Source organism: Streptomyces sp. SudanB25_2051 (genome assembly GCF_964272635.1).
In the GTDB taxonomy this organism is placed as follows: domain Bacteria; phylum Actinomycetota; class Actinomycetes; order Streptomycetales; family Streptomycetaceae; genus Streptomyces.
This window is the reverse complement of the sequence record NZ_OZ186787.1, coordinates 3,503,185-3,521,835: the sequence shown is the minus strand read 5'-3', so window position 1 is coordinate 3,521,835 and position 18,651 is coordinate 3,503,185. Positions and strand designations below refer to the sequence as shown.

Below are 18,651 nucleotides of genomic sequence, written 5' to 3'. Positions count from 1 at the left end.
GACGCTGCGTGTGTTGCGGGCACTGCGCGTACACACTCCGCCCGCACCGCGCCGCACCCGGGACGTCACGTCCTCGTTACCGATCATTCAGACACGCTTGCGAAGCTCGCGCAATGAAGCCCGCCGTGTCCGCCTTCACGGCCCGCTCCGACGCGCCTGACCAGCCTCTGGCGCGGAAGAATGGTGTCATGAGCCAGCAGCCCGCAGAGGTCCCGGTCCAGCAGGTAAAGCCGTCCGCCCCGCACGCGCAGCAGCCGTCCGGGGCTCCCACAGCCGCGCGGCGGACGGGTGGCGTGCCCGCCGCCGATCTCGCGCCGGACATCGACTCCGACCTCGACGCGTACGGCGTGGACGGCGCGCGCGCCGAGCTGCCCGAGGGGCGGTTCCTCGACCGCGAGCGCAGCTGGCTCGCCTTCAACGAGCGCGTGCTCGAACTGGCCGAGGACCCCACCACGCCCCTCCTGGAGCGGGCGAACTTCCTCGCCATCTTCGCCTCCAACCTGGACGAGTTCTTCATGGTCCGGGTCGCCGGCCTGAAGCGCCGCATCGCCACCGGCGTCGCCACCCGCTCCGCGTCCGGGCTCCAGCCGCGCGAGGTCCTCGACCTGATCTGGACCCGCTCCCGGGAGCTGATGGCCCGCCACGCCGCCTGCTTCCAGCAGGACGTCGCCCCCGCGCTGGCCGACGAGGGCATCCACCTGATCCGCTGGCCCGATCTGACGGAGAAGGAGCAGGCGCGGCTGTTCACCCTGTTCCGCCAGCAGATCTTCCCGGTGCTGACGCCGCTCGCCGTCGACCCCGCGCACCCCTTCCCGTACATCTCCGGCCTCTCCCTCAACCTGGCCGTCGTCGTCCGCAACCCGGTCAGCGGCCACCGCCACTTCGCGCGCGTCAAGGTGCCGCCGCTGCTGTCGCGGTTCCTGGAGGCCTCCCCGCAGCGGTACGTGCCGCTGGAGGACGTCATCGCCGCGCACCTGGAGGAGCTGTTCCCCGGCATGGAGGTGCTGGCGCACCACATGTTCCGGGTGACCCGCAACGAGGACCTGGAGGTCGAGGAGGACGACACCGAGAACCTCCTCCAGGCGCTGGAGAAGGAGCTCATGCGGCGCCGCTTCGGCCCGCCCGTGCGCCTGGAGGTGGAGGAGTCCATCGACCCGTACGTCCTCGACCTGCTCGTACGGGAGCTGAAGGTCTCCGACGCGGAGGTGTACCCGCTGCCGGGGCCGCTCGACCTGACCGGCCTGTTCGGGATAGCCGGGCAGGACCGGCCCGAGCTGAAGTACCCCAAGTTCGTGCCCGGGACGCACCGCGACCTGTCCGAGGTCGAGTCGGCGTCCGCGCCCGACATCTTCGCCGCGCTGCGCGAGCGGGACGTGCTGCTGCACCACCCGTACGACAGCTTCTCCACGTCCGTGCAGGCGTTCCTGGAGCAGGCCGCCGCCGACCCGGACGTCCTCGCCATCAAGCAGACGCTGTACCGCACCTCCGGCGACTCCCCCATCGTGGACGCCCTGATCGACGCCGCCGAGTCCGGCAAGCAGGTCCTCGTCCTGGTCGAGATCAAGGCCCGCTTCGACGAGCAGGCCAACATCAAGTGGGCGCGCAAACTGGAGGAGGCCGGCTGCCACGTCGTGTACGGCCTGGTCGGCCTCAAGACCCACTGCAAGCTGTCGCTGGTCGTCCGCCAGGAGGGCGAGCTGCTGCGCCGGTACTCCCACGTCGGCACCGGCAACTACCACCCCAAGACGGCCCGCCTCTACGAGGACCTCGGTCTGCTCACCGCCGACCCGCAGGTCGGCGCCGACCTGTCGGACCTGTTCAACCGGCTGTCCGGCTACTCCCGCCGCGAGACCTACCGCCGTCTGCTCGTCGCGCCCAAGTCGCTGCGCGACGGCCTCGTCTCGCGCATCCACAACGAGATCGTCCACCACCGGGCGGGCCGCCCCGCGTACGTCCGGATCAAGGTCAACTCCATGGTGGACGAGGCGGTCATCGACGCCTGCTACCGCGCCTCGCAGGCCGGCGTCCCCGTCGACGTGTGGGTGCGCGGCATCTGCGCGCTGCGCCCCGGCGTCACCGGACTGTCGGAGAACATCCGGGTCCGCTCCATCCTCGGCCGCTTCCTGGAGCACTCGCGGGTCTTCGCCTTCTGCAACGGCGGCGAACCCGAGGTGTGGCTCGGCAGCGCCGACATGATGCACCGCAACCTCGACCGCCGCATCGAGGCACTGGTACGGGTCGCCGACCCCGCCCACCGCGCGGCCCTCACCCGGCTCTTCGAGACCGGCATGTCCGACACGACCTCGTCGTGGCACCTCGGCCCCGACGGCGACTGGACGCGGCACGCGACCGACGCGGACGGCCAGCCCCTGCGGCACGTCCAAGAGATGCTCATAGACGCCCGGAGGCGCCGACGTGCACAACCCTGACCCCCACCAGGCGACCGCCGGTGAGGTCCTGGCGCCGTACCTCCACGCCCGCGCGAACGACTTCCTGCGGGCGCTGCGCACCCACGCGGAGAGCAGCGGCACGGACACCGCCGGCGCGGAGGAGGCCACCCGCGCCCTGCGGGCCGCGGCCCGGCGCATCAGCGGAACGCTGCACACCTTCCGCCCGCTCCTCGACGGGGCGTGGGCGGACGGGCTGCGCTCGGAGCTGGCCTGGCTGTCCGGCACGCTCGCCCAGGAACACGCCTGCACCTCCCGGCTCGTCCGGCTCGTCGACGCCCTGTCCCGGCTGACCGGCGGCCCCGTGCCCGCCCCCAGGGGCTCCCGTACGGGCGGCTCGGGGGCGCGCGGCGCGGGCGAGACCATCGCGATGGGCGCCGCCCGCGCGGGCGCCCTGCTGGAACGGCAGATCACCCTCGCCCGGACCCGCGCCCACTCGGCCGCCCTGGAGGCGCTGGGCTCGTCCCGCTTCCACGCGGTGGCCGACGCCGTGGCCCTGCTGGCGTCGGAGGTGCCGTTCGGGCCCGCCGCGAAGTCGCCCGCCGAGGAGATCCTGCCGGTCCCCGCCGAGGCGGTGGAGCGGCGCCTCCTGGACGCGGTCGCCGCCCTGCCCATGAGCCCCGCCGTGGGCGGCGAGCACCAGGACGGCCCCTGGCACCAGGTGCGGCTGCTGCTGCGGCTGCACCGGTACTCCTTGGAGGTGCGGAGCGCCCCGGTGCCCGAGCTGTACGAGGCGGCGACCGCGCTGGACCGGCACCGGGACGCCGCCGACGCCGCCGCCGCGGCCGCGAGCGCCGCCCGCACCCCGCGCATCGCGCCCGCGACCGCGTACACGCTGGGCGTCCTCCACGCCGACCAGCGGCACGAGGTGGAGGCGGCCCGGCTCGCCTTCCACCGCGCCTGGCGCCGCACGGTGGTGGCCGCGCCGTGACCGGCGGCGCGCGGGGCGGCCGCGACGGCGCGGACGGCCGCCCCGGAGTCGTACGGGCGGCCGGCTGCGTCCTGTGGCGCCCCGCGCCCGCCGCACACCCGCGCCCCGCGCCCGCCGCACAGCAGGCCGCCCCGCCCGGCGCGCACCCCGGCCCCCCGCCCGGCGCGGGCGCGGCCGCCGGCGTCGAGCTGTGCCTGATCCACCGCCCCAAGTACGACGACTGGTCCTTCCCCAAGGGCAAGCTGAAGCCCGGCGAGGACCCGCTCGCGGCCGCCGTGCGGGAGGTACGCGAGGAGACCGGCCACACCTGCCGGCCCGGCGCCCACCTGGGCACCGTCCGGTACCGGGCGCGCGGGCGGCAGAAGGAGGTCGACTACTGGTCCGCCGAGGCGGGCCCCGGCGCCTTCACGCCCGGCAAAGAGGTGGACGCCGTGCGCTGGCTGCCGCCCGAAGAGGCGCGCGAGCTGCTGTCCCACCCGCAGGACCGGACCCTCGTCTCCTGGTTCCTCGCGGCGCTGTAGGTGAGCGGGCCGGGCAGCGGGGCACCAGGGGTGTACACGCTCCGTGGCGAACGGCGACAGAGCCTCTCACCGGCACTTACGACATGGTTCACCTCGCGTTCACTCGCCCCCGTCGGCGGCTTCACCTGATCTGCCTAATTTCGGCCGTACAAGGTGACCGACAGACGCCACCACCACCCACCCCGACACACGCCGTCGTACAACCGGCCATGGACATGGATCACCACGACCAGCCCTTTACGGCCACCAGCTCGGCGGTTACTGGAAGGAACACCCGAAAGTGAAGCTTCATCGCAAGACCGGGCTTCGCGCCACCGCGCTCGGCGCCCTCGCCGTCTCCGGCGCCCTGGTTCTCACGGCGTGTGGCTCGGACGACAACACGAACCCGAGCGGGGAGAAGAAGCCCACGGCCGCGTCGAACGTGAAGTGCGACGGCGCCACCGGCCAGCTCCTCGCCGCGGGCTCGACCGCCCAGAAGAACGCCATGGACCTCTGGGTCAAGAACTTCCAGGCCGCCTGCTCCGGCGTCGAGGTGAACTACCAGGCCATCGGCTCCGGCGGCGGCATCACCAAGTTCAACCAGGGCCAGGTGGCCTTCGCCGGCTCCGACTCCGCGCTCAAGGAGGAGGAGGTCGCCGAGTCGCAGAAGATCTGCAAGGGCGGCAAGGGCATCAACCTCCCGATGGTCGGCGGCCCGGTCGCCATCGGCTACAAGCTGGACGGCGTGGACAACCTGGTCCTCGACGCCCCCACCCTCGCCAAGATCTTCGACTCGAAGATCAAGAAGTGGAACGACCCCGCCATCGCCAAGCTGAACCCGGGCGTCAAGCTGCCCGACCTGGCGATCCAGGCCTTCCACCGCTCCGACGAGTCCGGCACCACGCAGAACCTCGGCAAGTACCTCAGCGAGGCCGCCGCCGCCGACTGGAAGCACGACCCGAAGACCAAGTCGTGGCCCGCCCCCGGCGGCCAGGCCGCGAACGGCTCCTCCGGTGTCGCCGCCGCCGTCAAGGACACCAACGGCGCGATCGGCTACTTCGAGCTCTCCTACGCCGAGGCCAGCAACATCAGCACGGTCAAGCTGAACACGGGCGCCGCCCAGCCGGTCGAGGCCACCACGGAGAACGCCTCCAAGGCCATCGCCGCCGCCAAGATCAAGGGCACGGGCAACGACCTGGCCCTCTCCCTCGACTACAAGACCAAGGCCGAGGGCGCCTACCCGATCATCCTCGTCACCTACGAGATCGCCTGCGACAAGGGCAACAAGCCCGAGACGCTGAAGACCCTCAAGGCGTTCCTCAACTACACGGCCAGCGAGGAGGGCCAGAAGGTCCTCTCCGACGCCGGCTACGCCCCGCTGCCGGCCGAGATCGCGACCAAGGTCCGCGAGATCGTCCCGACGCTCTCCTGACGTCCCCGCCGGGGCCGGCCCACTCACCCCTGGGCCCGGCCGGCCCCGGCATCCGGTGCACCGCCGCCAGGAGCCGCCCCGGCTCCGCAGACCGGAGAACTCACGATGGCCACAGCCACCACGCACACACCACCGCCCTCCGGGCCGCGCGAGAGCGCGCCCCCGAAGGCCACCGCCCCGTCCCAGGCGGGTGACCGGATATTCCGCGGGCTGTCCCGCGGCTCCGGCATCACCCTGCTGGTGATCATGGCCGCGATCGCCGTCTTCCTCACGTACCGCGCGATCCTCGCCATCGCCGACAACGAGGGCAACTTCCTCACCACGTCCGAGTGGAACCCGGCGGGCAACCCGCCCGTCTTCGGCATCGCCGTCCTGGCCTTCGGCACGATCGTCAGCTCGGTCATCGCCATGGTCATCGCCGTGCCGGTCGCCATCGGCATCGCGCTGTTCATCTCGCACTACGCGCCGCGCAAGCTCGCCGGGCCCCTCGCCTACGTCGTCGACCTGCTCGCCGCCGTCCCCAGCATCATCTACGGCCTGTGGGGCGCGATCTTCCTCGTCCCGTACCTGGACGGCCTCAACAAGTGGCTCGACCAGTACATGGGCTGGACGTACATCTTCGACAAGTCCGGCGAGGGCGTCGCGCGGAACATGTTCACCGTCGGCATCCTGCTGGCGATCATGATCCTGCCGATCATCACCAACGTCACCCGCGAGGTCTTCCTCCAGGTGCCGCGCATGCACGAGGAGGCCGCACTGGCCCTCGGCGCGACGCGCTGGGAGACCATCCGCATGTCGGTCCTGCCGTTCGGCCGCTCCGGCATCATCAGCGCCTCCATGCTGGGCCTGGGCCGCGCGCTCGGCGAGACGATGGCCGTCGCCGTCGTCCTGTCGCCCAGCTTCATCATCTCCGGGCGGCTCCTCGACCCGGGCGGCGGCACGTTCGCGCAGAACATCGCCGCCAAGTTCAACGAGGCGAACGAGTACGGCCGCGACGCCCTGATCGCCTCCGGCCTCGTCCTCTTCCTCATCACGCTGCTGGTCAACGGCGCCGCGCGGTGGATCATCGCGCGCCGCAAGGAGTACTCGGGGGCCAACGCATGAGCCACGCCATCCAGGACAAGCGCCCGGCCGTCGCCCCCACGCGCCGCCCCGCCCCGCTCGCCCATGCCCGCATGCCGCGCTGGGCCCCGGCCGCGATAGCCGTCGGCTCCATCGCCGCGGGCGTCGGCATCGGCCTCGCCGCCGGCTGGGAGAGCCGCGTCCAGTGGGGCATGATCGCCGCCCTGCTGTTCGTCCTCGCCACCTACGTCATCACCGCCAAGGTGGAGAACGCCCGCCAGGCCAAGGACCGCGTCGCGACCAGCCTCGTCTGGGTCTGCTTCGTCCTCGCCATCGTCCCGCTCGCCTCGCTCTCCTGGGTGACGGTGACCAAGGGCATGGAGTCCTCGACGGGTACTTCCTCACCCACTCGATGAACGGCGTCCTCGACGCCGAGATGGGCGGCGGCGTCTACCACGCGCTGCTCGGCACCATCGAGCAGGTCGCCATCGCCGCGGTCATCGCCGCCCCGATCGGCATGCTCACCGCGATCTACCTGGTCGAGTACGGCAGGGGCAAGCTCGCCCAGGCCGTCACCTTCTTCGTCGACGTCATGACGGGTGTCCCGTCCATCGTCGCGGGCCTCTTCATCCTCGCCACCTGGAACCTGATCCTCGGCTTCGGGCCCTCCGGCTTCGCCGGCTCCATGGCGCTGGCCATCCTGATGATGCCGGTCGTCGTCCGCTCCACGGAGGAGATGCTCAAGCTCGTCCCGAACGAGCTGCGCGAGGCGTCCCTCGCACTGGGCGTCCCCAAGTGGAAGACGATCCTCAAGGTCGTCCTGCCGACCGCGATCGGCGGCATCACCACGGGCGTCATGCTCGCGATCGCCCGTATCACCGGCGAGACGGCCCCCGTGCTGCTCCTCGTCTTCGGTACGAAGCTGATCAACCCGAACCCGTTCGAAGGCGCCCAGGCGTCGCTGCCCCTCTACGTGTACGAGCAGTACGCCGTCGGCACGGACGCCGCCGTGGCCCGCGCCTGGGCCGCCGCGCTCGTCCTGATCGCCTTCGTCATGATCCTCAACCTGGTGGCCCGCGGCATCGCCCGCTGGAAGGCCCCGAAGACCGGCCGCTAAGGCCTCGACATTCGGCTCCGCCCGGCGCACCCCGCCGGACCGGCGCACACTTGGAAGTGATTGAAGATGGCCAAGCGAATCGACGTCAGCGGCCTCTCCGCGTACTACGGCAACCACAAGGCGATCGACGACATCTCGATGACCGTCGAGCCCCGCTCCGTCACGGCCTTCATCGGCCCGTCCGGCTGCGGAAAGTCCACCTTTCTGCGCACCCTGAACCGGATGCACGAGGTCACCCCCGGCGGCCGCGTCGAGGGCAAGGTGATGCTGGACGACCAGAACCTGTACGGCAAGGACGTCGACCCGGTCGCCGTCCGCCGCACGGTCGGCATGGTCTTCCAGCGGCCCAACCCCTTCCCCACCATGTCGATCTTCGACAACGTGGCGGCGGGCCTGCGCCTCAACGGCAACTACCGCAAGTCCGAGCTGGGCGACATCGTCGAGCGCTCCCTCAAGGGCGCCAACCTCTGGAACGAGGTCAAGGACCGCCTGAACAAGCCGGGCGCCGGACTCTCCGGCGGCCAGCAGCAGCGCCTGTGCATCGCCCGCGCCATCGCGGTCGAGCCGGACGTCCTGCTGATGGACGAGCCCTGCTCCGCCCTGGACCCGATCTCCACGCTGGCGATCGAGGACCTGATCGGCGAGCTGAAGGAGCAGTTCACGATCGTCATCGTGACGCACAACATGCAGCAGGCGGCCCGCGTCTCCGACCGCACCGCGTTCTTCAACCTCGCGGCGGTCGGCCAGCCCGGCAAGCTGATCGAGATCGACGACACGGACCGGATCTTCTCCAACCCGTCGGTCCAGGCCACCGAGGACTACATCTCCGGCCGCTTCGGCTGATCCTCCCCGCCCCACAGACGTCCTGCGGTGCTGCATGGCGGTGCCACCGCAGGACGAAGGGCCCGCCCTCTCACTCCCGGAGAGGGCGGGCCCGCTCGCGTTCGGCGCCCTGCCGCCGGATCACCGCCCCGGCCGGTCAGCGCGGCCGGCGGGACCGACGGCTCAGCCGAAGAAGATCCGTACGGCGAAGAAGCTCACCGCCGCCACCGCCGCGGCGGCCGGCATGGTGATGAACCACCCGAGGATGATGTTCTTCGCGACGCCCCAGCGGACCGCGTTGACCCGCTTGGTCGCGCCCACGCCCATGATCGCGGAGGTGATGACATGGGTGGTGGAGATCGGCGCGTGGAACATGAACGACGCCGAGTACATGACCGACGCCGCCGTCGTCTCCGCGGCGAAGCCCTGCGGCGGGTCGAGCTCGATGATCCGCCGGCCCAGCGTCCGCATGATCCGCCAGCCGCCCGCGTACGTGCCGAGCGACAGCATCAGCGCGCTCGCGACCTTCACCCACAGCGGGATCGGGTCCCCGGCCTGCTCGACGTCGGCGATGACCAGCGCCATCACCACGATGCCCATCGTCTTCTGGGCGTCCTGGAGGCCGTGGCCCAGCGCCATGCCGGCGGCGGACACGGTCTGCGCGATGCGGAAGCCGCGCTTGGTCTTGTGCGGGCCCGACCTGCGGAAGATCCACATGATCGCGGCCATCACCAGATAGCCGATGATCAGACCGACGAACGGCGAGATGAACATCGGAATGACGATCTTCTCGAGGACGCCGCCCCAGATCACCTCCGTGCCGCCCGCGAGCGCCGCGCCGACCATGCCGCCGAACAGGGCATGGGACGAGGACGAGGGCAGCCCGAAGTACCAGGTGATCAGGTTCCAGACGATCGCCCCGACGAGCGCGGCGAAGAGGATGCCCATGCCCTTGTCGCCGGTCGGCGTGGCGATGATGCCCTCGCTGACCGTCTTGGCGACGCCGCTGCCCATGAAGGCGCCGGCGAGGTTCATGACCGCCGCCATCAGCAGCGCGGCGCGCGGGGTGAGCGCCCGCGTGGACACGGACGTGGCGATGGCGTTCGCCGAGTCGTGGAAGCCGTTCGTATAGGTGAAGAAGAGCGCGACCCCGATGGTCACGACCAGTGCGAAGGTGTCCACGGGACCTCAGGACTCCTTGACGGCGATGGTCTCCACCGTGTTCGCCACGTGCTCGAAGGCGTCGGCCGCTTCTTCCAGCACGTCCACGATCTGCTTCAGCTTCAGCACCTCGATGGCGTCGTACTTGCCGTTGAAGAGGTGGGCGAGCAGCTTGCGGTGGATCTGGTCGGCCTGGTTCTCCAGGCGGTTGACCTCGATCCAGTACTCGGTGAGGTTGTCCATCGTCCGCAGGTGCGGCATCGCCTCGGCGGTCAGCTCGGCGGCCCGGGCCAGCACCTCGATCTGCTGCTCGACGCCCTTCGGCAGCTCCTCGATGTTGTAGAGGACGACGAGGTCGACGGCCTCCTCCATGAAGTCCATGATGTCGTCGAGCGACGAGGCCAGGGCGTAGATGTCCTCGCGGTCGAACGGCGTGATGAAGGAGGAGTTCAGCTGGTGGAAGATCGCGTGGGTGGCGTCGTCCCCGGCGTGTTCGGCCGCCCGCATCCGCTCCGCGATGTCGGCCCTCGCGGACGCCTCCGCTCCCAGCAGTTCCATCAGGAGCTTCGAGCCGGTGACGATGTTGTCCGCCGACGCGGAGAACATGTCGTAGAAGCTCGTCTCCCGGGGGGTCAGACGAAAGCGCACGTGGGGTCCTTCGGTGCATGGAGGTCGGTCAGGCTGATGCTAGGCGCATCATCCGGCCACGGCGAACCGGCGTTCCTCAGTGTCGCCCATCGGGCACAGTGAACAGAACCGACCCCGCACAATCCCGCGAGGATCGGTACCATATACCCGCGAGGGGTATACCCACCCTTTGCGGACAACGGGAGGACCCATGACGACCACCGAGCCGGCCGGCCTTCCGGTCGCGGAGCCCGTCGAGGCGCACGGTGACCACGATCACGCGGTGCACGGGTACCACGACCAGAAGCCCGAGCACCTCAAGCGGCTGCGCCGGATCGAAGGCCAGATCAGGGGCCTGCAGCGGATGGTCGACGAGGACGTCTACTGCATCGACATACTCACCCAGGTCTCGGCGTCCACGAAGGCCCTGCAGTCCTTCGCGCTCCAGCTGCTGGAGGAGCACCTGCGCCACTGCGTCGCGGACGCGGCGGTGAAGGGCGGCGACGAGATCGACGCGAAGGTCGAGGAAGCGACAAAAGCGATCGCCCGCATGCTGCGCACCTAGCCTCCCGCCCCTGTCCGAATCGCACCGCCCCGTCGGCGCCCCGCTCCCGCCCGGCCACCCTCGCGGATGGGCGCCCCACGCGCCGGTGGGCGCCCACCCGCTGAGCGCGGCCGTCAGGGCGTGGGGCAGCGGCTGCGGAGAAGCTCGACGCCGTCGCCCACCAGGTCGTCGCAGTACACCCCCCGCCCCGTCATCGCCATCACCAGCGCGACGGTCGGCCCCGACACCAGCGCCCCGGCCCCCGCGGCGAACGCCCCGTCCTCCGCGACGAGCCTCAGCCCGCCGACCCGCCCCTTGGCCGGGACCACGAGGTCCGACCCCCGGTAGTACTCCGCCACGAGCGTCACGACGTCGACCGGGTACGCCCGCCGGATGCCCAGGGGCCTGCGGATGTCCTCCGCGTGGACGAGCGTCTCGCCGAGCATGGCCACCACGGGAAGGGGCGGTTTCGTCGTACTGGCTGCCACGCGCCGGAACCGCTCCAGCGTCTCCGCCGGGCCCGCACCCAGCTGCTCGGCCAGCCGCATGGCGACCTGCCGGTCGAAGTCGAACCGGCAGCGGATCACGCCCGCCATCCAGCGCACCGCGTCGAGGCTCGCCCCCGCGGTGAGGTGCGCCAGCACCTCGCGGACCGTCAGCCCGGCGCACAGCGACGGCGTCGCCCACTCCCGCTCGGGCAGCCCGGCGAGATCGGCGGCCAGCGCCGCGCGCTCGGCGTGGATCGCGGCCCAGGCCCACGCCTTCGCACGGCGGTCGGCGGTCGCTTCGGGAACAGTCATACGGCGGCTCTCCTGTCACGGGTGGATGTGCGAGGAGAGACTGCCGCCGGCCGTCGAAGTCATCGGCAGGACGGGGCTCGGCACGTACCCGAGCGGCGCCCTCGGAGCCATCACGGCCCCCCGGCCGCGACCGGACCCGGACGGCTCCAAGCGGCCCCCAGCCGACGGGTCCGGCGCGTGGCGTCCGGGCCCCGGACGGCGGGGTGTCTCAGGCGCGTGGCGTCCAGGTGCCCGGTGCGGGGCGCGGCTCGGGGACGTACGGGGACTGCGTACCGGAGGACACCTTCAGCACCTCGTCGATCCGGTCCGCGCTGAGCCGCTCGCCGTCCGCGGTGGAGGCGGCGATCATCAGCTCCCCGCACAGTTCTATCTCGGCGAGGGCCACGTGGTCCTGGAAGGTCTTCGCACTGAGGAGCGGGAGCGGGACCACGCGCGTTCACCTCTTCCAGCCGGTATCGGCTTCCCACGGTGCCGGTATCGGTGTCCCAGCGTAGGGAGTGCGACACGGACCGCGCATGACACGTCCGGACCATTCGGGAGTCACCCAGAGGGCCCTCCCCCGGCGCCTCCGCACCACCCGGTCAGGCCGGGCGGCGGCGGATACCGGCCCGCGTCCGGCACCCGGCCCCCGTCACGGACCCGAGGTCCGGGAGGCGCGACGGCCGGGCCGGGGCCTCGGGCTCAGCCGGCGATCCGCCCCGTGTAGATGTCGCGGCGCGGCGGCAGCCGTACGTCGACGGGCGCGCCGAACCCGTACAGCTCCGTCGTCGACGCGACCTCCACCTCCCGCTCGCCGTTCGCGAAGCTGAACCGGTGGCGCACCTTCCGCAGCCGCCCCTCGCCGTCCAGGTACGCGTCGAACGGCACCGTGTCGGTGGTGAACCCTTTCGCCGCCGCCTCCAGCACATCCCGCACGCGCGGCGACGCGACCTTCGCGGCAGCACCGATGTCGGTCGTGCCCCGGTAGTGCGCGACCCGCACCCCGCCCATCCGCACGGCGCCGACGTAGGTGACCCGCCGGGCCGCCCGCAGCAGCTCGGCCGCGGCGCCCGGGTCGGTGGCGCCGCCCGTGACGAGGTTGCCGTCGGCGAGCCCCGTCGTGTCGATCCGCACCCACTTGTCGGCGGGCACGCCGGCGCCCCGGTTCTTCATGTAGAGGGCGCCCGGCGTGAACAGCTCGGTGATCCTGCGGCGCGGCCGGTCGCCGTCCTCGGGGAGCAGCACCCGTACCCGGCCGTGCCCGGCCCGGAAGTCGTAGCCGCCCTCGCCCTCGATGGTCAGCCGCGTGCCGCCGGTCGCCATCTCCAGTGCCGTCCTGGCCTTCGACGTACCGGCCCGCGCCAGCAGGTCGGGAGCGGCGCGCACCGCGTGGAGCGGCCCGCCCGCGTCACCGGCCTTCGCCCCGCCGGCGGCCGCCCCGTCCGGGCCCGTGCCCGCGGCCTCGCCGACCACGGCGCCCGCGGGCGGCGCGGCACCGGCGCCCGTGCCCGGCGAGCACCCGGCCAGCCCCGTCGCCACCGCCGCCACGACCGCCGCGGTGGCGGTGACGGCGTCCGCGCCGCCCGCCCGCCTGAGCTTGTGCACCACCATCGCCTGCCTACCCCCAACGCCTGCCGCTGCCTGCCGAAACCCCCGCCCCTTCGGCCCGCGGCCTCGACGACCGGGGGACGACCCACTCGCATAACGACCGCTTCCGCCGCCCGTCACGCCCTCCGACCGGGGCCCGGTACCGTGGACGTGTGCACCCGCATGACGCGCCTTCGTCGCCGCCTCTCGACAGCGGCGCCCCGCACGACACACCGCCCCGGGTCCCGCACCAGGCGACCACCACCGAGCGCGGGGCCTTCGCCCTCGCGCGCTGCAGCTGCGGCTGGTCGGGGCCGGCCCGCCGCTCCCGCGACAGGGCCCGTACGGACGCCGTCGCGCACATGTCGGAAGAGGGGCTGCCCGTGCGACAGTGACGCCATGGACCGGCGCGCACTGCTGACCACGGGACTGACGACCGGGCTGGCGACGGGGCTGACGGCGGCGATGGCCGCGACGTCGGGCTGCGACGGCCCACCCCCCGCCGGCACGCCCTCCGCCGGTCCGTCCTCCGCGACGGCACCCACCTCTTCCTCCTCCCCCTCCCCTTCCTCCGGCCGGGCGCCGTCCTGGAAGGCGCTTGCCGCGGGGCTGGAGGGGCTCCTCGTGCTGCCCGGCGACGCGGCGTACGCGACGGCCCGTCAGCTCTACAACCGCCGCTTCGACCGGCTGCGTCCGGCGGCGGTCGCGTACGTGGCGGGCGAGGAGGACGTACGGGAGTGCCTGGCGTTCGCCCGCCGCCACGGCCTGCGGGTGTCGGCGCGGGGCGGCGGCCACTCGTACGGCGGCTGGTCCAGCGGCGACGGCCGCCTCGTGGTGGACGTGTCGCGGCTGGCGGGGGCGGAGGCGGACGGCGGCACGGGCGCCGTGGTGGGGGCGGGGGCGCGGCTGGTGGAGGTGTACCGGGCGCTGGCGGCGCGGGGCCGTACCGTGCCCGCGGGGTCGTGCCCGACGGTCGGGGTGACCGGCCTGACGCTGGGCGGCGGGCACGGGGTGATGTCCCGCGCGTACGGCCTGACCTGCGACAGCCTGGAGGCGGCGACGGTCGTGACGGCGGACGGCCGCACCGTGCGGGCGTCGGCGGACGAGGACGCGGAGCTGCTGTGGGCGCTGCGGGGCGGCGGTCTGGCCGGGTTCGGGGTGGTGACGGAGCTGCGGTTCCGTACGCACGCGGCGCCGCCGACGGTGACCGCGTATCTGAACTGGCCGTGGACGCGAGCGCGCGCGGTGCTGGCCGCCTGGCAGGAGTGGGCGCCGGGGCTGCCGGACGAGGTGTGGTCGCAGCTGCACCTGTCGGCGGGGGCGGGTGGCGGTACGCCGTCGGTGACGGTGACGGCGATGACGCTGGGCGGGCGCGGCGGTCTGGAGGACGCGGTGGACCGGCTGGCGGACCGGTCGGGCGCGCCGGCGCCGCGGGTTGCGCTGCGGGAGCGGGGGTTCCTGGAGTCGATGCTGGTCTTCGGGGGGTGCGCGGGGCTCTCGGAGGAGCAGTGCCGGCTGCCCGGTGAGCTGCCGGGGCGCAGCCCGCGCGGGGCGCTGGGCCGGGAGACGTACGCGGCGTCGTCGGACTTCTTCGACCGTCCGCTGCCGGACGCGGGGCGGGCGGCGCTGACCACGGCGGTCGAGGCGTTCACCCGTACGGCGGTCGCGGAGGGCGGGGGCGGTGGTTCGGTGGCGCTGACGGCGCTCGGCGGGGCGGTGAACCGGGTGGACCCCGCGGCGACGGCGTTCGTCCACCGGGGCTCGCGGATGCTGGCGCAGTACGTCGCGTCCTGGCAGCCGGGCACGCCGGGCGCGGCGCAGCGGCGGTGGCTGCGGGAGGCGCGGGCGGGGATGCGCCGGTACGCGTCGGGGGCGGCGTACCAGAACTACCCGGACCCGGATCTGCCCGACTGGCGGCGGGCCTACTACGGCGCGGCGGCACCGCGCCTGGCGGAGCTGCGGGGGCGGTACGACCCGGAGGGCCTGTTCACGTACGCGCAGTCGCTGTGAGCCGGTGGCCCGCGCGGGCTCGGGCGGCCGCGCTACGCGGCGAGGTCGCGCTCACCTCCCCCGCCCGTCTCGCGCCGAGGGTCCGTGAGTTCCACCGTGCCGTGCGCGCCTCGGGTCCCACCCCCCGGGGGCGCCTTCGGGGAGCGCACGAGCCGGCCGACGCGCGGGGAGCGGGCGACGGCGGCGGTGAGCGGGGTCAGCAGGGCGAGGGCGACGGGCGCGAGGAGGAGGGCGACGGCGGTGCCGAGGGCGAAGCCGCCGACGACGTCGGTCGGGTAGTGGACGCCCATGTAGACGCGGCAGAAGCCCTCCGCGAGGGCGAGGGCGATGGCGGCGAGGCCGAAGCGCTTGTTGGCGATGAAGAGGCCGACGGCGATGGCCATGGCCATGGTGGCGTGGTCGCTGACGAACGAGTAGTCCGTCTTGCCCTGGACGAGGACCTCCAGGTTCTGGTGGTCCCGGAAGGGCCGGGGCCGTTCGACGAACCCGCGGATGGGGATGTTGACCAGGACGGCGACCGCGCCGGCGAGCGGCGCCCAGACGATGGACGCGGCGGCGGAGACGGAGTCCTCCAGGGTGCCGCGCCGTCGGACGCTCCACCAGCACCAGAGGGCGACGAGGACGAGACCGAGCATGATCCCGTACTCGCCGACGAACCCCATGACGCGGTCCAGCCAGCCCGGGGCGGCCTTGGCCAGCCCGTTGATGTCGTAGAGCAGGCTGACATCGGGGTTCGTACCGTCCGATGCGAGTCCGGCCATGCGCTGCGGCCCCTTGCCTTGTGCTGCGGTGAGGTGGGTGCGGTCAGTCGGGGGAACGTCCTGTGTGAGGGGTACGTTCCACGCTCCACGAAACGCTCACACGACGTTATCGAAGAGAGATCACACGGCTTCGGCCGGGCCCGTCCGATCAGGCGTCAGTTCCGTGCCGGGGCAAGGCGGCTGCGCCGTCCTGGGTGACGCGGGTGGCGCCGAAGTAGTCGGGTGTGTCGATCTTGTCGAAGCGGATGACGGCCCCGGTGTAGGGGGCGTTGATCATGTATCCGCCGCCGACGTAGATGCCGACGTGCCGGATGGCTCGGGAGTCCGTGAGGTCGTCGGAGAAGAAGACCAGGTCGCCGGGGAGGAGCTCGTCGCGCGAGGGGTGGGGTCCAGCGTTGTACTGGTCGTTGGCGACGCGCGGGAGCTCGATGCCGACGGTGGCGTACGCGGCCTGGGTGAGCCCGGAGCAGTCGAAGCGGCCGCCGTCGGCCGCGGTGCCCTCGCCACCCCACAGGTAGGGCTTGCCGAGCTGCTTCTGGGCGAAGTAGATGGCGCCGGCGGCCTGCCGGGACGGTTCGACGGGGCCGACGGGGCGGGCGAAGCTCTTCTCCAGGGAGCGGATGATCCGGACGTAGTTCTGGGTCTCCTTGTACGGGGGGACGCCGCCGTACTTGATGACCGCGTAGGCGCCGGCGTTGTAGGCGGCGAGCATGTTGTCGGTCGGGTCGCCGGGGACGTTCTTCACGTACTGGGCGAGGGAGCAGTCGTAGGAGGCCGCGGACGGGATGGCGTCGTTGGGGTCCCACACGTCGCGGTCGCCGTCCTTGTCGCCGTCGACGCCGTGCGCGGCCCAGGTGCCGGGGATGAACTGGGCGATGCCCTGGGCCTGGGCGTGGCTCTGGGCACGCGGGTTCCAGCCGCTCTCCTGGTACAGCTGGGCGGCGAGCAGCGCGGGGTTGACGGCCGGGCACAGATTGCCCCACCGCTGGACGAGCGGCTGGTACGCGGCCGGCACGGCGCCCTTGGCGAGGCCGACGACCCCGCGGACGCCCCCGCCGGCGCCGCCGAGGTGGGCGGCGGCGACGTAGGTGCCGACGACGAGCAGCGCGACGAAACTCAGGCAGGCGCCGAAGACGACCCCGCCCACCAGCCACGTCTTACGCACCGTCAACCCCCGTCGGCAGTAGGGCCTCTCGTCCACGCCGCATCCAGTCTAGGCGCGGGCCGCCCGCCCGAGCAGGCGCGGAAGCCCATTGCATCCGAAAACCCGCACATGTGATGATCCGACACATGGCCACATGGGGGAAGGGTCACCCGTCCGGCGACCCAGCGACACGACAACGCAGGTCATCCCGCCTGGCGTCCCTCGACACCCAGCCGGTCGACCTCACCGCGCACCCCAGGCCCAGGAAGTTGAATCCGCAACTGCAACGCTCGGTTCCAGCCATCACGACCGAAGCGAGCCACCGACCCTCCGCGAGCCGACCGCAATAGCGCGGGCCGCGAGCCGCGGTTGGGACGAGCGCACGGCTTCGTCGGGTACCGACCGCCTTGGGGGCGGCGAACAAACGGTGTACGCATGTGAACATCTGGCGAACACATGCGCTCCTCCTCGGCCGAAAGTACGCCCGCCCGTACGGCATCCATCACTACCGCAGACATCACACACCCCGGAAGCAACCGCACCGCCCCATCCCACGTCTACCCTTGAGCCGACGGTTTGTCAGCGTGCGTCGCGGTGGGCGATCCGGCGACAGACAGGCTCTGACGTGCCCGGATGCCGCCAAGCCGCAAACCCGAGTGGCGCCCGGAGCCCGGCCGCGCGGGCGGTCGGCCCCGGGGCCCGCCTCGGGCCGAACGCCAGTCGACCCCTCCGACCCCCGCCACCACCCTCCACCCGACCCCCTCCAACTGGTCTGGACCACTCGCGCTACGCTGGGCCACGCAGCCGCAAACGGCTGTGTTCACACCCCGGCACCACGACCAGCCGGGGTCAGCACCACAGGAGAGCACCATGGGGAACAAGGTGAGCCGGCTCGGAGACTCCGGGGGAACGGCCGCCGCGATCGCCGTCATCGCACTGACCGCCGTCGCCATCGTGGTTCTGGGTTACTTCCTCTTCAGCCAGACGGGGCAGTCCTGACCCTGACGGGGACCCCCGACGGCCCCCTCCGGGGGACCCTCGCAGGGGTCTGACGGGCGATCGACCTCGCCCAGCCACGCGCACCGCGCCCACGCCGCCGCCGGAAGCCTTCCGGTGGCGGCGTCGCCGTTCACCGGGCAAATCCCCAATCAAGGGACAACGACGGTCATTGCCCGCAGTCACGCACCGTGATACACAGAGTGACCGCACGCGTATCCGTACGAGCCGGGCACCCGACCGCGCAGGTCAGAGGCATCGGCTCGGTCAAACGTGCGGGGATCGGGTAAAGAGACCAGCCAAGTCGTCGTACGCCGACGGTTCGATCAGCGAAGATAGTTGACGACCCATGCCATCCGGCGGGGCGTCAAACTACCGAACAGGGGCGGTGAGTTACATGTACCTGGCGGCCGAAAAGGGCGACATCACCACCATCATTGGCGGAATCGCCCCGAACTGGGGCCCCTTCGGGAGCCTGGGGAACCAGGCCCGTGTGATGATCGAGATCGTGATGGCCGTGGCCATCCTTCTGTGTCTCGGCATCGCCATCTGGGGTGCGGCCAAGCAGCGCATCGGCGCGACGGCCATGCGGGACACGTTCAGCGCCGAGCAGGGCAAGGGCCTGATCGTGGCCGGCCTGACCGGCGTCTTCATCATCGGATCGCTCGGCACGCTGTTCACCATCGTGTACGGGATGGCCGTCTAGCCCGCCGTCCCGCCCGTCCCGCCTC

Annotated in this window: 18 protein-coding genes and 1 pseudogene; 12 read left to right on the top strand and 7 right to left on the bottom strand. The window is 72.2% G+C overall.

The genetic code is table 11. The features are described from left to right. Positions 1-188 precede the first annotated feature (188 nt). The 7 genes and pseudogenes from ACSUPT_RS15725 to pstB all read left to right on the top strand — a co-directional run bounded on the left by ACSUPT_RS15725 (position 189) and on the right by pstB (position 8,332). A complete protein-coding gene (locus tag ACSUPT_RS15725; protein ID WP_436944689.1) occupies positions 189-2,429 on the top strand; it encodes an RNA degradosome polyphosphate kinase in 2,241 nt (746 codons plus the stop codon). Next, complete coding sequence (locus ACSUPT_RS15720) at positions 2,416-3,378, top strand: CHAD domain-containing protein (RefSeq protein ID WP_351963840.1); 963 nt, start codon at positions 2,416-2,418, stop codon at positions 3,376-3,378. Before ACSUPT_RS15725 ends, ACSUPT_RS15720 begins: the two co-directional genes overlap by 14 nt. Further along, on the top strand, positions 3,375-3,899 hold the full coding sequence (locus tag ACSUPT_RS15715; protein ID WP_436944688.1) for an NUDIX hydrolase: 525 nt from the start codon (positions 3,375-3,377) through the stop codon (positions 3,897-3,899). Before ACSUPT_RS15720 ends, ACSUPT_RS15715 begins: the two co-directional genes overlap by 4 nt. A gap of 280 nt (positions 3,900-4,179) precedes the next feature. Further along, a complete protein-coding gene (pstS, locus tag ACSUPT_RS15710) occupies positions 4,180-5,310 on the top strand; it encodes a phosphate ABC transporter substrate-binding protein PstS (RefSeq protein WP_351963838.1) in 1,131 nt (376 codons plus the stop codon). Positions 5,311-5,415: 105 nt separating this feature from the next. Beyond that, positions 5,416-6,414 (top strand): phosphate ABC transporter permease subunit PstC, encoded by a 999-nt coding sequence (gene pstC, locus ACSUPT_RS15705; RefSeq protein WP_351963837.1) that lies wholly within the window; start codon positions 5,416-5,418, stop codon positions 6,412-6,414. Continuing rightward, positions 6,411-7,489: pseudogene (pstA, locus tag ACSUPT_RS15700) on the top strand (phosphate ABC transporter permease PstA). The gene pstC and the pseudogene pstA overlap by 4 nt, the downstream one beginning before the upstream one ends. A gap of 66 nt (positions 7,490-7,555) precedes the next feature. Further along, on the top strand, positions 7,556-8,332 hold the full coding sequence (gene pstB, locus ACSUPT_RS15695) for a phosphate ABC transporter ATP-binding protein PstB (RefSeq protein WP_351963835.1): 777 nt from the start codon (positions 7,556-7,558) through the stop codon (positions 8,330-8,332). A gap of 162 nt (positions 8,333-8,494) precedes the next feature. Here pstB and ACSUPT_RS15690 read toward each other — a convergent pair whose 3' ends face one another. Beyond that, complete coding sequence (locus ACSUPT_RS15690; protein ID WP_351963834.1) at positions 8,495-9,493, bottom strand: inorganic phosphate transporter; 999 nt, start codon at positions 9,491-9,493, stop codon at positions 8,495-8,497. Between the two features lie 6 nt (positions 9,494-9,499). Further along, complete coding sequence (locus ACSUPT_RS15685; protein WP_031129396.1) at positions 9,500-10,120, bottom strand: DUF47 domain-containing protein; 621 nt, start codon at positions 10,118-10,120, stop codon at positions 9,500-9,502. 190 nt (positions 10,121-10,310) lie between these two features. Here ACSUPT_RS15685 and ACSUPT_RS15680 point away from each other — a divergent pair, with 190 nt between their 5' ends. Then, positions 10,311-10,664, top strand: coding sequence for a metal-sensitive transcriptional regulator (locus ACSUPT_RS15680; RefSeq protein WP_351963833.1), 354 nt, complete (start codon positions 10,311-10,313; stop codon positions 10,662-10,664). Between the two features lie 113 nt (positions 10,665-10,777). On the opposite strand, the gene ACSUPT_RS15675 is transcribed toward ACSUPT_RS15680, so the two are convergent. The 3 genes from ACSUPT_RS15675 to ACSUPT_RS15665 all read right to left on the bottom strand — a co-directional run bounded on the left by ACSUPT_RS15675 (position 10,778) and on the right by ACSUPT_RS15665 (position 13,033). Continuing rightward, a complete protein-coding gene (locus tag ACSUPT_RS15675; RefSeq protein WP_436944687.1) occupies positions 10,778-11,443 on the bottom strand; it encodes a maleylpyruvate isomerase family mycothiol-dependent enzyme in 666 nt (221 codons plus the stop codon). A 208-nt stretch (positions 11,444-11,651) separates the two neighbouring features. Next, entirely contained in the window at positions 11,652-11,873 is a 222-nt protein-coding gene (locus ACSUPT_RS15670) for a hypothetical protein (protein WP_351963831.1), read from the bottom strand. A gap of 251 nt (positions 11,874-12,124) precedes the next feature. After that, the gene (locus ACSUPT_RS15665) at positions 12,125-13,033 is read right to left on the bottom strand and encodes a hypothetical protein (RefSeq protein WP_436944685.1); all 909 of its coding nucleotides are present in this window, start codon (positions 13,031-13,033) and stop codon (positions 12,125-12,127) included. Positions 13,034-13,182: 149 nt separating this feature from the next. Here ACSUPT_RS15665 and ACSUPT_RS15660 point away from each other — a divergent pair, with 149 nt between their 5' ends. Together ACSUPT_RS15660 and ACSUPT_RS15655 are read left to right on the top strand one after the other, a co-directional pair. After that, positions 13,183-13,404, top strand: a complete 222-nt coding sequence (locus ACSUPT_RS15660) for a hypothetical protein (RefSeq protein ID WP_351963829.1) — start codon at positions 13,183-13,185, stop codon at positions 13,402-13,404. 4 nt (positions 13,405-13,408) lie between these two features. Further along, a complete protein-coding gene (locus ACSUPT_RS15655; RefSeq protein ID WP_436944683.1) occupies positions 13,409-15,019 on the top strand; it encodes an FAD-binding oxidoreductase in 1,611 nt (536 codons plus the stop codon). Between the two features lie 32 nt (positions 15,020-15,051). Here the strand turns inward: ACSUPT_RS15655 and ACSUPT_RS15650 are convergent, their stop codons facing one another. Both ACSUPT_RS15650 and ACSUPT_RS15645 read right to left on the bottom strand, forming a co-directional pair. Continuing rightward, a complete protein-coding gene (locus ACSUPT_RS15650) occupies positions 15,052-15,780 on the bottom strand; it encodes a phosphatase PAP2 family protein (RefSeq protein WP_436944681.1) in 729 nt (242 codons plus the stop codon). 148 nt (positions 15,781-15,928) lie between these two features. Continuing rightward, positions 15,929-16,945: a bifunctional lytic transglycosylase/C40 family peptidase gene (locus tag ACSUPT_RS15645; RefSeq protein ID WP_351963826.1), complete on the bottom strand. Its 1,017-nt coding sequence runs from the start codon at positions 16,943-16,945 to the stop codon at positions 15,929-15,931. 849 nt (positions 16,946-17,794) lie between these two features. On the opposite strand from ACSUPT_RS15645, the gene ACSUPT_RS15640 reads away from it, so the two are divergent. Together ACSUPT_RS15640 and ACSUPT_RS15635 are read left to right on the top strand one after the other, a co-directional pair. After that, on the top strand, positions 17,795-17,923 hold the full coding sequence (locus ACSUPT_RS15640; RefSeq protein WP_023587499.1) for a hypothetical protein: 129 nt from the start codon (positions 17,795-17,797) through the stop codon (positions 17,921-17,923). Positions 17,924-18,317: 394 nt separating this feature from the next. Further along, positions 18,318-18,626: a hypothetical protein gene (locus tag ACSUPT_RS15635; protein WP_023587500.1), complete on the top strand. Its 309-nt coding sequence runs from the start codon at positions 18,318-18,320 to the stop codon at positions 18,624-18,626. Positions 18,627-18,651 lie beyond the last annotated feature (25 nt).